Source organism: Shigella sp. FC1661 (assembly GCF_001712525.1).
GTDB lineage: Bacteria > Pseudomonadota > Gammaproteobacteria > Enterobacterales > Enterobacteriaceae > Escherichia > Escherichia coli.
Map to the genome: position 1 here is coordinate 1 of NZ_MDGW01000004.1, position 14,417 is coordinate 14,417.

10 protein-coding genes, 1 tRNA gene and 3 pseudogenes are annotated in these 14,417 nt (G+C 51.4%); 5 read left to right on the top strand and 9 right to left on the bottom strand.

Annotated elements, in window-relative coordinates:
* The 4 genes from BFF42_RS00235 to BFF42_RS00250 all read right to left on the bottom strand — a co-directional run.
* A partial coding sequence (locus BFF42_RS00235; protein WP_001348782.1) for an IS1 family transposase occupies positions 1 to 155 on the bottom strand: 155 nt, incomplete at its 3' end.
* Positions 156 to 183: 28 nt separating this feature from the next.
* Positions 184 to 597 carry an SIR2 family protein gene (locus BFF42_RS00240; protein ID WP_024258708.1) on the bottom strand — a complete coding sequence of 138 codons (414 nt, stop codon included), beginning with the start codon at positions 595 to 597 and terminating at the stop codon, positions 184 to 186.
* Between the two features lie 390 nt (positions 598 to 987).
* Complete coding sequence (locus BFF42_RS00245; protein WP_012421665.1) at positions 988 to 2,256, bottom strand: tyrosine-type recombinase/integrase; 1,269 nt, start codon at positions 2,254 to 2,256, stop codon at positions 988 to 990.
* 200 nt (positions 2,257 to 2,456) lie between these two features.
* Positions 2,457 to 2,541 (bottom strand) — tRNA-Leu (locus tag BFF42_RS00250).
* Between the two features lie 195 nt (positions 2,542 to 2,736).
* Here BFF42_RS00250 and ahr point away from each other — a divergent pair.
* Together ahr and BFF42_RS00260 are read left to right on the top strand one after the other, a co-directional pair.
* Complete coding sequence (gene ahr / locus BFF42_RS00255; RefSeq protein WP_004988353.1) at positions 2,737 to 3,756, top strand: NADPH-dependent aldehyde reductase Ahr; 1,020 nt, start codon at positions 2,737 to 2,739, stop codon at positions 3,754 to 3,756.
* A 129-nt stretch (positions 3,757 to 3,885) separates the two neighbouring features.
* Entirely contained in the window at positions 3,886 to 5,388 is a 1,503-nt protein-coding gene (locus BFF42_RS00260; RefSeq protein ID WP_004988616.1) for a helicase HerA-like C-terminal domain-containing protein, read from the top strand.
* A gap of 160 nt (positions 5,389 to 5,548) precedes the next feature.
* Here the strand turns inward: BFF42_RS00260 and lptG are convergent, their stop codons facing one another.
* The 3 genes from lptG to ytgA form a co-directional block, all read right to left on the bottom strand.
* The gene (gene lptG, locus BFF42_RS00265) at positions 5,549 to 6,631 is read right to left on the bottom strand and encodes an LPS export ABC transporter permease LptG (protein WP_005009933.1); all 1,083 of its coding nucleotides are present in this window, start codon (positions 6,629 to 6,631) and stop codon (positions 5,549 to 5,551) included.
* Entirely contained in the window at positions 6,631 to 7,731 is a 1,101-nt protein-coding gene (lptF, locus tag BFF42_RS00270) for an LPS export ABC transporter permease LptF (RefSeq protein ID WP_039059779.1), read from the bottom strand. The genes lptG and lptF overlap by 1 nt, the downstream gene beginning before the upstream one ends.
* A 62-nt stretch (positions 7,732 to 7,793) precedes the next feature.
* Complete coding sequence (ytgA, locus tag BFF42_RS27160; RefSeq protein ID WP_211180521.1) at positions 7,794 to 7,844, bottom strand: protein YtgA; 51 nt, start codon at positions 7,842 to 7,844, stop codon at positions 7,794 to 7,796.
* 153 nt (positions 7,845 to 7,997) lie between these two features.
* On the opposite strand from ytgA, the pseudogene pepA reads away from it, so the two are divergent.
* From pepA to valS, 3 genes and pseudogenes are all read left to right on the top strand, one after another.
* A pseudogene (pepA, locus tag BFF42_RS00275) lies at positions 7,998 to 9,508 on the top strand (leucyl aminopeptidase).
* 159 nt (positions 9,509 to 9,667) lie between these two features.
* Positions 9,668 to 10,111 carry a DNA polymerase III subunit chi gene (gene holC, locus BFF42_RS00280; RefSeq protein ID WP_000786399.1) on the top strand — a complete coding sequence of 148 codons (444 nt, stop codon included), beginning with the start codon at positions 9,668 to 9,670 and terminating at the stop codon, positions 10,109 to 10,111.
* The gene (valS, locus tag BFF42_RS00285; RefSeq protein WP_000416409.1) at positions 10,111 to 12,966 is read left to right on the top strand and encodes a valine--tRNA ligase; all 2,856 of its coding nucleotides are present in this window, start codon (positions 10,111 to 10,113) and stop codon (positions 12,964 to 12,966) included. The genes holC and valS overlap by 1 nt, the downstream gene beginning before the upstream one ends.
* A 54-nt stretch (positions 12,967 to 13,020) precedes the next feature.
* Here valS and BFF42_RS00290 read toward each other — a convergent pair.
* Together BFF42_RS00290 and BFF42_RS00295 are read right to left on the bottom strand one after the other, a co-directional pair.
* Positions 13,021 to 14,028, bottom strand: a pseudogene (locus BFF42_RS00290) (DUF898 family protein); the annotation flags it as partial.
* Between the two features lie 16 nt (positions 14,029 to 14,044).
* Positions 14,045 to 14,417, bottom strand: a pseudogene (locus BFF42_RS00295) (IS1-like element IS1F family transposase); the annotation flags it as partial.

The window sequence follows — 14,417 nt, forward strand, 5'->3', positions numbered from 1 at the left end:
GTACCGGGCTGAGAGGCGGTGTAAGTGAACTGTAGTTGCCATGTTTTACGGCAATGAGAGCAGAGATAGCGCTGATGTCCGGCAGTGCTTTTGCCGTTACGCACCACGCCTTCAGTAGCGGAGCAGGAAGGACATCTGATGGAAATGGAAGCCACGCAAGCACCTTAAAATCACCATCATACACTAAATCAGTAAGTTGGCAGCATTACCAGAAATTTCATGTTTTAACTCATCATTATCTATAATATTTTTATGTGCATTCTCAATATATTTAGATATTGACAACTTCAAAGGAGACTGTTCGTTAATGAAAGTTTTCTCCTGTTCTTTTTCACTTAATGCTAATTGTCCTTCTTCAGTATCCCACCATTTCTCAGCATATGCAGACACCAATAATTGTGCATATTCGGGTAAGTCACCATTAGATTTTGTTTTTAATTTTATATGATTTTCCTCAATTGCCTCAGCAAAATGCTTCAAAAGGTCTTGCCAACATGGCACACCAAGATAACGACGAGACACACCGGAGCCGACAAATAACACTGGGGATGCTTCGAACTGCTTAAAATGCTCTTCGAGTTTTTCCTTAAAATTCATACGGATACTCTCTTTAAAAGAAATCAAGCCCCTTTATACTGATTACATTAAGATATTGCGGCTTACACCACCAGTAAATTGGTCAATTTTACGTAAGAAATTTAATTATTTAGATTCAATTAATTATTAGATTAACTAATTGACTATCACTCCTGATGTAGCCGAATTGCTGTACCTTTGTTACGATGTAGGGCTCAATCAAGGGTCCACTCCCCTTTTATAAGTAATCATGACTTTAAATTTAGGCTTAGGTGGAGCATTACTGCCGATTAGGTTCAATAAAAAGGCTTACCTTAGTGAAAACTCGGCTATTTGGCACTGCTGACCAATTCCTCGTTTGAATAAGTCAGCAGCTTTCAATTTAGAGGCGAATGTGCGCTTTTAGATAACTCACTCGCCATTACCCCGATTGATCTTCGCATAGTCAAACGGCGTAATCCCCTTCTCCCGGTTCGCATCCAGAAAATCAGCCCACCACTGCAACATCAGCTTGCGCTCATCCAGATGTTCCGCTTTATGGATATACGCCGCCCTCACCGAATTGCGTTCCATATGGCTCATCTGCCTTTCCACCGCATCCTTCGACCATAACCCTGACTCAATCAATGAGCTACAGGCCATAGTGCGGAAGCCGTGGCCGCAAACCTCAACCTTGGTGTCATAGCCCATCACCCGCAATGCACTGTTCACCGTGTTTTCACTCATGGGCTTACTCGGATCGTGATCGCCAATAAAAATCAGCTCATGTTCGCCACAGAACTGTTTTATCTGCTTCAGGATCGCTAGCGCCTGCTTTGAAAGCGGCACCAGATGAGGTGTACGCATCTTTGCTCCTCGCTGAGAATGTTTCACACCGGGAATAGGTTCTCGCTCAGGCGGGATGGTCCACATTGACGTTTCAAAATCGATTTCTGACCAGCGAGCAAAACGCAGCTCACTGGATCGAATAAAAATAAGCAGGGTAAGTTCGGTTGCCCAGCGGGTTAGTGGCCTGCCGGTGTATTCATCGATTTTCTGGAGTAATTCCGGGATACGCTTTAACTCCAGCGCCGGACGATGCTGTCGATTACAGGAAGCTACCGCCCCCGCCATCTCTTGCGCCGGATTGTAATCAATTAACCCGCTTTGCACTGCATAACGCATGATGGCCGTGGTGCGCTGTTGAAGGCGGGAAGCCACTTCAAGACGTCCGGATTTCTCCACGGCTTTAATAGGAATTAACAGATCGCGGGTGCCCAGTTCAGCAATATTGTGGGAACCAATTGCCGGGAAGATATTGTCCTCCAGGCTCTTTTTTACACGATTAGCATGCTCTTCCGACCATTTTTGGTTGGTTACGAGCCACTCTCTGGCAACCTTCTCGAAAGTAATAATCTCTTTCGCCTGCTCTTCTTTCACAGCACGCTTATGCTCACGAGGATCGATACCAGCAGCTACCAGCTTTCTGGCCTCTTCCCTTTTCTTCCGCGCATCCGCCAGCGAAACATCCGGGTAAACGCCGAACGCCATCAAATGTTGTTTACCGCCAAAACGGAAACGAAATCGCCAATACTTTGAACCGCCAGGTTTTACAAGTAAGGACATGCCGTCGCCGTCAACAAGTGAATACTCTTTCTCCTCAGGTTTCGCAGAGCGAACTTTAGTATCCGTTAGGGCCATAATGGTCTTCCTTCCATTGGTATCTCGTGAGTATACAAGCAATATCGAATCGGCAAATATACTCATTAGTATACTCACAAGCCTGTTGATGTGGGTTGAGTCAGGTTGACTTCAGTTGAGGGGAAAAGCTGGAAAAGCCTTGTGTAGCGCGGATTTCAGGCATAAAAAAAGATCTCAGTTGAGGTCTATTTACATACTTTTGGTGCCGAAGGCCGGACTCGAACCGGCACGTATTTCTACGGTTGATTTTGAATCAACTGCGTCTACCGATTTCGCCACTTCGGCACTGAAGAGGTATGCGGAAAACGTTGTGGATTATACCTGTCGCACGCCACCATGCAAGCGCCAGCTTGCTCGCACCTCGCTAAGTGCTGAAATTTTCAGCATTGCACACAGCGATGTGTAACCTTTGTCACACTCCAGGCACCCCGCCCTGCCATGCTCTACACTTCCCAAACAACACCAGAGAAGGACCAAAAAATGTCGATGATAAAAAGCTATGCCGCAAAAGAAGCGGGCGGCGAACTGGAAGTTTATGAGTACGATCCCGGTGAGCTGAGGCCACAAGATGTTGAAGTGCAGGTGGATTATTGCGGGATCTGCCATTCCGATCTATCGATGATCGACAATGAATGGGGATTTTCACAATATCCGCTGGTTGCCGGGCATGAGGTGATTGGGCGCGTGGTGGCACTCGGGAGCGCCGCGCAGGATAAAGGTTTGCAGGTCGGTCAGCGTGTCGGGATTGGCTGGACGGCGCGTAGCTGTGGTCACTGCGACGCCTGTATTAGCGGTAATCAGATCAACTGCGAGCAAGGTGCGGTGCCGACGATTATGAATCGCGGTGGCTTTGCCGAGAAGTTGCGTGCGGACTGGCAATGGGTGATTCCACTGCCAGAAAATATTGATATCGAGTCCGCCGGGCCGCTGTTGTGCGGCGGTATCACGGTCTTTAAACCACTGTTGATGCACCATATCACTGCTACCAGCCGCGTTGGGGTAATTGGTATTGGCGGGCTGGGGCATATCGCTATAAAACTTCTGCACGCAATGGGATGCGAGGTGACGGCCTTTAGTTCTAATCCGGCGAAAGAGCAGGAAGTACTGGCGATGGGTGCCGATAAAGTGGTGAATAGCCGCGATCCGCAGGCACTGAAAGCCCTGTCGGGGCAGTTTGATCTCATTATCAATACTGTGAACGTCAGCCTCGACTGGCAGCCTTATTTTGAGGCGCTGACCTATGGCGGTAATTTCCATACGGTCGGTGCGGTTCTCACGCCGCTGTCTGTTCCGGCCTTTACGTTAATTGCGGGCGACCGCAGCATCTCTGGTTCTGCTACCGGCACGCCTTATGAGCTGCGAAAGCTGATGCGCTTTGCCGCCCGTAGCAAGGTTGCGCCGACCACCGAACTGTTCCCGATGTCGAAAATTAACGATGCCATCAAGCATGTGCGCGACGGTAAGGCGCGTTACCGCGTGGTTCTGAAAGCCGACTTCTGATCACTTTGCCGGGTGCCTGTCGCCCGGCACTTAAATCTCTTTGGAAGGCGTCTCGCAATCTGCTGAATTTAGCGGTGAAGAGTGCGCAGCCGTTGCCTATACTCCAGGCAGGAAACTGGAGGAAATCTCATGAGCGAACCCCTATTAATTGCCCGCACGCCGGACACAGAACTTTTTTTACTGCCGGGAATGGCTAACCGTCACGGGCTGATTACTGGCGCAACGGGGACGGGTAAAACCGTTACGCTGCAAAAACTGGCAGAGTCATTGTCGGAAATCGGCGTGCCGGTGTTTATGGCTGATGTGAAAGGCGATCTGACCGGTATCGCGCAGGCAGGAACGGCGTCGGAAAAACTGCTCACAAGGCTTAAAAATATCGGCGTCAATGACTGGCAACCGCATGCTAATCCGGTGGTGGTGTGGGATATCTTTGGCGAGAAAGGCCATCCGGTGCGGGCGACGGTTTCAGACCTGGGGCCGCTGTTGCTGGCGCGGCTGTTGAATCTCAACGATGTGCAATCTGGCGTGCTGAATATCATCTTCCGTATTGCTGACGATCAGGGATTGTTGCTGCTCGACTTTAAAGATCTGCGGGCGATTACCCAGTACATCGGCGATAACGCCAAATCTTTCCAGAATCAGTACGGTAATATCAGTAGCGCATCGGTTGGTGCCATCCAGCGCGGTTTACTGTCGCTGGAAAAGCAAGGTGCGGCGCATTTCTTTGGCGAGCCGATGCTGGATATCAAAGACTGGATGCGCACCGATACCAACGGTAAAGGCGTTATCAATATCCTCAGCGCCGAGAAGCTTTATCAGATGCCGAAACTGTACGCCGCCAGCCTGCTGTGGATGCTTTCAGAGTTGTATGAACAATTGCCGGAAGCGGGCGATCTGGAGAAACCAAAACTGGTGTTTTTCTTCGACGAGGCACATCTGCTGTTTAACGATGCACCGCAGGTACTGCTGGATAAGATTGAGCAGGTAATAAGGCTTATTCGCTCAAAAGGCGTGGGCGTCTGGTTCGTTTCGCAAAACCCGTCTGATATTCCGGATAATGTGCTCGGGCAGCTCGGTAATCGCGTTCAACACGCTTTGCGGGCTTTTACGCCCAAAGATCAGAAAGCGGTAAAAGCTGCGGCGCAAACCATGCGGGCCAATCCGGCGTTTGATACCGAAAAGGCAATCCAGGAACTGGGGACCGGCGAGGCGTTAATCTCGTTTCTCGATGCAAAAGGAAGTCCTTCTGTGGTGGAACGGGCGATGGTGATTGCGCCTTGTTCGCGGATGGGACCGGTGACGGAAGATGAGCGCAATGGCTTGATTAACCACTCCCCGGTGTATGGCAAGTACGAGGATGACGTGGACCGGGAATCCGCCTATGAGATGTTGCAAAAAGGCTTTCAGGCCAGTACCAAGCAGCAAAATAATCCTCCCGCGAAAGGGAAAGCGGTGGCGGTGGATGACGGTATTCTTGGTGGATTGAAGGATATTTTGTTTGGCACTACCGGACCACGCGGCGGGAAGAAAGATGGTGTGGTGCAAACAATGGCGAAAAGCGCCGCCCGCCAGGTGACGAATCAGATTGTACGTGGGATGTTGGGGAGTTTGCTGGGGGGAAGAAGAAGGTAAGTCAGGCGCGATTTGTCTTTGCCTGATGCGACGCTGGCGCGTCTTATCATGCCTACACCACTGCAATATATTGGATTTTCATGATTTTTCAGGCATGAACGAAGCACACTTTGCTAACAATAATAAAGGGAGCTTTCGCTCCCTTTATTCGTTCATTCGGTTACGATTTTCTCATTAACAGCCACAGGCTGATTAAGAAGAAGCTGGCGCTTGGCAACAGTGCGCCGATGATCGGCGGGATGCCATAAACCAACGTCAGCGGGCCGAAGATCTGGTCCAGTACGTAGAAGACAAAACCGAAGCTGATACCGGTGACCACACGCACGCCCATCGGTACGCTACGCAGTGGGCCAAAGATGAACGACAGCGCCATCAGCATCATCACCGCCACGGATAGCGGCTGGAAGATTTTGCTCCACATATTGAGCTGATAACGTCCGGCATCCTGACCGCTCGACTTCAGATACTTCACGTAGTTGTGCAAACCGCTGATTGAGAGTGCATCCGGGTCCAGCGCCACCACGCCCAGTTTGTCCGGCGTGAGGTTGGTTTTCCAGGTGCCGCTCACCGTCTGCGAACCGGTGATCTGTTTCGGATTGGTCAGATCAGATTCATCAACCTGCGACAGACGCCAGACTTTATGTTCCGGGTCAAACTTCGCAGTAGCGGCATAGCGTACGGATTGCAGACGACGATTCTCGTTAAAGGCATAAATACTGATGCCACCTAACTCTTCGTCACCTTTAACCCGCTCAATGTAAACGAAGTTGTTGCCATCTTTCGCCCATAAGCCTTGCTGGGTAGAGAGCAACGAGCCGCCGTACATCGCCTGCGCACGGTAGTTACGCGCCATCTGCTCGCCCTGCGGCGCGACCCATTCACCAATCGCCATCGTCAGCAAGACCAGCGGAATGGCGGTTTTCATCACCGACAGCGCAACCTGCATACGGGTGAAACCAGAAGCCTGCATCACCACCAGTTCGCTGCGCTGCGCCAGCATCCCAAGACCAAGCAACGCCCCAAGCAGAGCCGCCATCGGGAAGAATGTTTGCACATCTTTCGGCACGCTCAGCAAGGTATACATTCCTGCGCCTAACGCGTCGTAACTCCCCTGCCCGGCTTTTTTCAGCTGATCGACAAATTTGATAATGCCCGACAGCGACACCAGCATGAACAGCGTCATCATGATGGTGGTGAAAATAGTTTTACCGATATAGCGGTCAAGTACGCCAAAAGGTTGCATCACACCGCTCCTTTACGCGAAAAACTGGCGCGCAGGCAGCGGACCGGCACGGTGTCCCAAAGGTTGAGAACAATCGCCAAAGCCAGATAAATCAGGTTAACGGTCCACATCCACAGCGTCGGGTCCAGCTTACCTTTACCGCCGTTCGATTTCAGGGAGGTCTGGATCAGGAAGAAAAGTAGATACAGCAGCATGGCTGGCAGCATCGATAGTACGCGTCCCTGACGCGGGTTAACCACGCTCAGCGGTACGACCATAAGTGCCATCACAAACACGGTGAATACCAACGTGATACGCCAGTTCAGTTCTGCGCGGGCACGATCGGTGTCAGTGTTCCACAATGTACGCATGTCCATCTGGTCGGTATCGTTCGGGTCGAGCGCTACCGCCTGGTGACCAATGATCGCCTGATAATCCTGGAAGTCCGTAATGCGGAAATCACGTAACAGTGCAGTGCCTTCGAAGCGCGTTCCCTGGTTGAGAGTGACGACCTGGGAGCCGTCGCGCAGCTGGGTTAAATGTCCGGAATCGGCCACCACCACAGAAGGACGTGCATTACCTTTTGGTCGAATTTGCGCGAGGAACACATCTTTGAAATCGCTGCCGTCAACGCTTTCGATGAACAGCACCGAGCTGCCATTAGTCGCTTGCTGGAATTGCCCTTGCGCCAGCGCCGCCATGCCAGGGTTCGCTTTCGCTTCTGCTAACACTTCATCCTGATGACGCGATGACCACGGTCCCGCCCACATCACGTTAACCGCCGCGACGATTGCAGTGAATACCGCAAGGATCATTGCCGCTTTCACCAGAACCGCTTTGCTCAGGCCGCAGGCATGCATTACCGTAATTTCACTTTCGGTATACAGTTTGCCCAGCGTCATCAGCAGCCCGAGGAACAGGCTTAATGGCAGGATAAGCTGCGCCATTTCCGGCACGCCCAACCCGAGAAGGGAGAGCACCAGATTCGCCGGAATATCGCCGTCAACCGCTGCGCCGAGGATCCTCACTAACTTTTGACAGAAGAAGATCAAAAGCAAGATGAAGAGTATCGCCAGCTGGCTTTTGAGCGTCTCCCGCACCAGATATCTTATGATTATCACTTTAAATACGCCCGTAAAAACTCGTCTTTTGCAGGATTTTAGCTTGTTTCATGGCTTAAACGTCATTTATTCTCTTGAGTCGTCGAAATCGTCGCTAAGATAATTATACTCAACGGATTCACCTCTCAGATTTTGTTCTGACGTGCCAATGCCGTAATAACGTTAAGATTAACACGAAGTCATCGCAACAGCGGACATGAGTTACGAAAGCTTGCAATTCTATCTGTAGCCACCGCCGTTGTCTTTAAGATTCAGGAGCGTAGTGCATGGAGTTTAGTGTAAAAAGCGGTAGCCCGGAGAAACAGCGGAGTGCCTGCATCGTCGTGGGCGTCTTCGAACCACGTCGCCTTTCTCCGATTGCAGAACAGCTCGATAAAATCAGCGATGGGTACATCAGCGCCCTGCTACGTCGGGGCGAACTGGAAGGAAAACCGGGGCAGACATTGTTGCTGCACCATGTTCCGAATGTACTTTCCGAGCGAATTCTCCTTATTGGTTGCGGCAAAGAACGTGAGCTGGATGAGCGTCAGTACAAGCAGGTTATTCAGAAAACCATTAATACCCTGAATGATACTGGCTCAATGGAAGCGGTCTGCTTTCTGACTGAACTGCACGTTAAAGGCCGTAACAACTACTGGAAAGTGCGTCAGGCTGTCGAGACGGCAAAAGAGACGCTCTACAGTTTCGATCAGCTGAAAACGAACAAGAGCGAACCGCGTCGTCCGCTGCGTAAAATGGTGTTCAACGTGCCGACCCGCCGTGAACTGACCAGCGGTGAGCGCGCGATCCTGCACGGTCTGGCGATTGCCGCCGCGATTAAAGCAGCAAAAGATCTCGGCAATATGCCGCCGAATATCTGTAACGCCGCTTACCTCGCTTCACAAGCGCGCCAGCTGGCTGACAGCTACAGCAAGAATGTCATCACCCGCGTTATCGGCGAACAGCAGATGAAAGAGCTGGGGATGCATTCCTATCTGGCGGTCGGTCAGGGTTCGCAAAACGAATCGCTGATGTCGGTGATTGAGTACAAAGGCAACGCGTCGGAAGATGCACGCCCAATCGTGCTGGTGGGTAAAGGTTTAACCTTCGACTCCGGCGGTATCTCGATCAAGCCTTCAGAAGGCATGGATGAGATGAAGTACGATATGTGCGGTGCGGCAGCGGTTTACGGCGTGATGCGGATGGTCGCGGAGCTACAACTGCCGATTAACGTTATCGGCGTGTTGGCAGGCTGCGAAAACATGCCTGGCGGACGAGCCTATCGTCCGGGCGATGTGTTAACCACCATGTCCGGTCAAACTGTTGAAGTGCTGAATACCGACGCTGAAGGCCGCCTGGTACTGTGCGACGTGTTAACTTACGTTGAGCGTTTTGAGCCGGAAGCGGTGATTGACGTGGCGACGCTGACCGGTGCCTGCGTGATCGCGCTGGGTCATCACATTACCGGTCTGATGGCGAACCATAATCCGCTGGCCCATGAACTGATTGCCGCGTCTGAACAATCCGGTGACCGCGCATGGCGCTTACCGCTGGGTGACGAGTATCAGGAACAGCTGGAGTCCAATTTTGCCGATATGGCGAACATTGGCGGTCGTCCTGGTGGGGCGATTACCGCAGGTTGCTTCCTGTCGCGCTTTACCCGTAAGTACAACTGGGCGCACCTGGATATCGCCGGAACCGCCTGGCGTTCTGGTAAAGCAAAAGGCGCACCGGTCGTCCGGTGGCGTTGCTGGCACAGTTCCTGTTAAACCGCGCTGGGTTTAACGGCGAAGAGTAATTGCGTCAGGCAAGGCTGTTATTGCCGGATGCGGCGTGAACGCCTTATCCGACCTACACAGCACTGAACTCGTAGGCCTGATAAGACACAACAGCGTCGCATCAGGCGCTGCGGTGTATACCTGATGCGTATTTAAATCCACCACAAGAAGCCCCATATATGAAAAACGCGACGTTCTACCTTCTGGACAATGACACCACCGTCGATGGCTTAAGCGCCGTTGAGCAACTGGTGTGTGAAATTGCCGCAGAACGTTGGCGCAGCGGTAAGCGCGTGCTCATCGCCTGTGAAGATGAAAAGCAGGCTTACCGGCTGGATGAAGCCCTGTGGGCGCGTCCGGCAGAAAGCTTTGTTCCGCATAATTTAGCGGGAGAAGGACCGCGCGGCGGTGCGCCGGTGGAGATCGCCTGGCCGCAAAAACGCAGCAGCAGCCCGCGCGATATATTGATTAGTCTGCGAACAAGCTTTGCAGATTTTGCCACCGCTTTCACAGAAGTGGTAGACTTCGTTCCTTATGAAGATTCTCTGAAACAACTGGCGCGCGAACGCTATAAAGCCTACCGCGTGGCTGGTTTCAACCTGAATACGGCAACCTGGAAATAATGGAAAAGACATATAACCCACAAGATATCGAACAGCCGCTTTACGAGCACTGGGAAAAGCAGGGCTACTTTAAGCCTAATGGCGATGAAAGCCAGGAAAGTTTCTGCATCATGATCCCGCCGCCGAACGTCACCGGCAGTTTGCATATGGGTCACGCCTTCCAGCAAACCATCATGGATACCATGATCCGCTATCAGCGCATGCAGGGCAAAAACACCCTGTGGCAGGTCGGTACTGACCACGCCGGGATCGCTACCCAGATGGTCGTTGAGCGCAAGATTGCCGCAGAAGAAGGTAAAACCCGTCACGACTACGGCCGCGAAGCTTTCATCGACAAAATTTGGGAATGGAAAGCGGAATCCGGCGGCACGATTACCCGTCAGATGCGCCGTCTCGGCAACTCCGTCGACTGGGAGCGTGAACGCTTCACGATGGACGAAGGCCTGTCCAATGCGGTGAAAGAAGTTTTCGTTCGTCTGTATAAAGAAGACCTGATTTACCGTGGCAAACGCCTGGTAAACTGGGATCCGAAACTGCGCACCGCTATCTCTGACCTGGAAGTGGAAAACCGCGAATCGAAAGGTTCGATGTGGCACATCCGCTATCCGCTGGCTGACGGCGCGAAAACCGCAGACGGTAAAGATTATCTGGTGGTTGCGACTACCCGTCCGGAAACCCTGTTGGGCGATACCGGCGTGGCCGTTAACCCGGAAGATCCGCGTTACAAAGACCTGATTGGCAAATATGTCATTCTACCGCTGGTTAACCGTCGTATTCCGATCGTTGGCGACGAACACGCCGACATGGAAAAAGGCACCGGCTGCGTGAAAATCACTCCGGCGCACGACTTTAACGACTATGAAGTGGGTAAACGTCACGCGCTGCCGATGATCAACATCCTGACCTTTGACGGCGATATCCGTGAAAGCGCCCAGGTGTTCGATACCAAAGGTAACGAATCTGACGTTTATTCCAGCGAAATCCCGGCAGAGTTCCAGAAACTGGAGCGTTTTGCTGCACGTAAAGCAGTCGTTGCTGCGGTTGACGCGCTCGGCCTGCTGGAAGAAATTAAACCGCACGACCTGACCGTGCCTTACGGCGACCGTGGCGGCGTAGTTATCGAACCGATGCTCACCGACCAGTGGTACGTGCGTGCCGATGTACTGGCGAAACCGGCGGTTGAGGCGGTTGAGAACGGCGACATTCAGTTCGTACCGAAGCAGTACGAAAACATGTACTTCTCCTGGATGCGCGATATTCAGGACTGGTGTATCTCTCGTCAGCTGTGGTGGGGTCACCGTATCCCTGCATGGTACGACGAAGCAGGTAACGTTTATGTTGGCCGCAACGAAGAAGAAGTGCGCAAGGAAAATAACCTCGGTGCCGACGTTGCCCTGCGTCAGGACGAAGACGTTCTCGACACCTGGTTCTCTTCTGCGCTGTGGACCTTCTCTACCCTAGGCTGGCCGGAAAACACCGACGCACTGCGCCAGTTCCACCCAACCAGCGTGATGGTATCTGGTTTCGACATCATTTTCTTCTGGATTGCCCGCATGATCATGATGACCATGCACTTCATCAAAGATGAAAATGGCAAACCGCAGGTGCCGTTCCATACCGTTTACATGACCGGCCTGATTCGTGACGACGAAGGCCAGAAGATGTCCAAATCCAAGGGTAACGTTATTGACCCGCTGGATATGGTTGACGGTATTTCGCTGCCGGAACTGCTGGAGAAACGTACCGGCAATATGATGCAGCCGCAGCTGGCGGACAAAATCCGTAAGCGCACCGAGAAACAGTTCCCGAACGGCATTGAGCCGCACGGCACCGATGCCCTGCGCTTCACCCTGGCGGCGCTGGCTTCTACCGGTCGTGACATCAACTGGGATATGAAACGCCTGGAAGGCTACCGTAACTTCTGTAACAAGCTGTGGAACGCCAGCCGCTTTGTGCTGATGAACACGGAAGGTCAGGATTGCGGCTTCAACGGTGGTGAAATGACGCTGTCGCTGGCGGACCGCTGGATTCTGGCAGAGTTCAACCAGACCATCAAAGCGTACCGCGAAGCGCTGGACAGCTTCCGCTTCGATATCGCTGCAGGCATTCTGTATGAGTTCACCTGGAACCAGTTCTGCGACTGGTATCTGGAGCTGACTAAGCCGGTAATGAACGGTGGAACCGAAGCCGAACTGCGCGGTACTCGCCATACGCTGGTGACTGTACTGGAAGGTCTGCTGCGCCTCGCGCATCCGATCATTCCGTTCATCACCGAAACCATCTGGCAGCGTGTGAAAGTACTTTGCGGTATCACTGCCGACACCATCATGCTGCAGCCGTTCCCGCAGTACGATGCATCTCAGGTTGATGAAGCCGCACTGGCTGACACCGAGTGGCTGAAACAGGCGATCGTTGCGGTACGTAACATCCGTGCAGAAATGAACATCGCGCCGGGCAAACCGCTGGTGCTGCTGCTGCGTGGTTGCAGCGCGGATGCAGAACGTCGCGTAAATGAAAACCGTGGCTTCCTGCAAACCCTGGCGCGTCTGGAAAGCATCACCGTGCTGCCTGCCGATGACAAAGGTCCGGTTTCCGTTACGAAGATCATCGACGGCGCAGAGCTGCTGATCCCGATGGCTGGCCTCATCAACAAAGAAGATGAGCTGGCGCGTCTGGCGAAAGAAGTGGCGAAGATCGAAGGCGAAATCAGCCGTATCGAGAACAAGCTGGCGAATGAAGGCTTTGTCGCCCGCGCACCGGAAGCGGTCATCGCGAAAGAGCGTGAGAAGCTGGAAGGCTATGCAGAAGCGAAAGCGAAGCTGATTGAACAGCAGGCTGTTATCGCCGCGCTGTAATCAAAACACAGTGATGAAAACGAAGGCCGAGCATGCTCCGGCCTTTTTTATCTCTTACAGAAATGGTAAAGAAGGCATAATTCCCCGTGAAATACTGGCTAAGAAGCCTTTATCTGGTTGTTCTTCTTTATTGATTAAAGGAAGGTCATCCAAATCGCCCAGCAAATACGTATTTTTTGCCTGCCAGTCAATCATCCATATTTTCAGCAGTGGATAAGCCAGACCGCCCGTAATCCCGGATATCACTACCAACGCACACATGCGATAAAGCATACCGTGGTACGTTAAAGTTGAGCGAAAACGAATACGCCCATCATTCAGTGACAGGTTGCTCATAAAATGATTTCGCAACGACACCGTTAAATAACTGGTGCTAACAGCAATCCCAAAATAATAGATTAACTGCGCGATTATCATTTTACGTTGCATTTCCATAAATTGCTGTAAATTCTCAATATCATCATTTGCATACACAGAACTATCATACGCATTTAATATTTGTTCGAAGATAATATAACCAGCAACAGCGAGAAAAGGTAATAAAGCTAAAAATGCGAGGATGGCATATTTTATACAATACGCAGTATCTAATTTCACCTTGAAACGATGTATACCGAAACTGGTATTGCTCCAGAGAAAACTCATTACCAGGCTATATAAAGTACCATTAAAAATACCAATGGAAACAATACCAACTATTGCCATCAGAACCACAGATATAATAACACTACTTGAACTATTGGCATGTAGCATCTTTGTCGAGATAAAGAAAACAGTCCCCATCCCAATGGCCATTAAAATCGGCAAGAAAAAGGTTACCCACCAGAACCCTTTCATAGAGCAATTAAAACTAAATCTTACGCCGTTGAGACTAGTCATCAAGGCCTGATAACGCAGTCCTTTTGCTGCCATAAATATAAGCAAAACCAACAGTGACAAAGTCAAAACACAGCCAACAAGCGGCATATCTGCTGACACTGTCATTAAGATTGCGAAATAGAAAAAAACAAAAACAAGACAACTAAAAAAAACATTCCCACCAGTAATTCCATAAGAAAATCGTGGTAATGCTGCCAACTTACTGATAGTGTTTTATGTTCAGATAATGCCCGATGACCTTGTCATGCAGCTCCACCGATTTTGAGAACGACAGTAACTTCCGTCCCAGCCTTGCCAGATGTTGTCTCAGATTCAGATTATGTCGCTCAATGCGCTGAGTGTAACGCTTGCTGATAACGTGCAGCTTTCCCTTCAGGCGTGATTCATACAGCGGCCAGCCATCCGTCATCCATACCACGACCTCAAAGGCCGACAGCAGGCTCAGAAGACGCTCCAGTGTGGCCAGAGTGCGTTCACCGAAGACGTGCGCCACAACCCTCCTCCGTATCCTGTCATACGCGTAAAACAGCCAGCGCTGACGTGATTTAGCACCGACGTAGCCCCACTGTTCG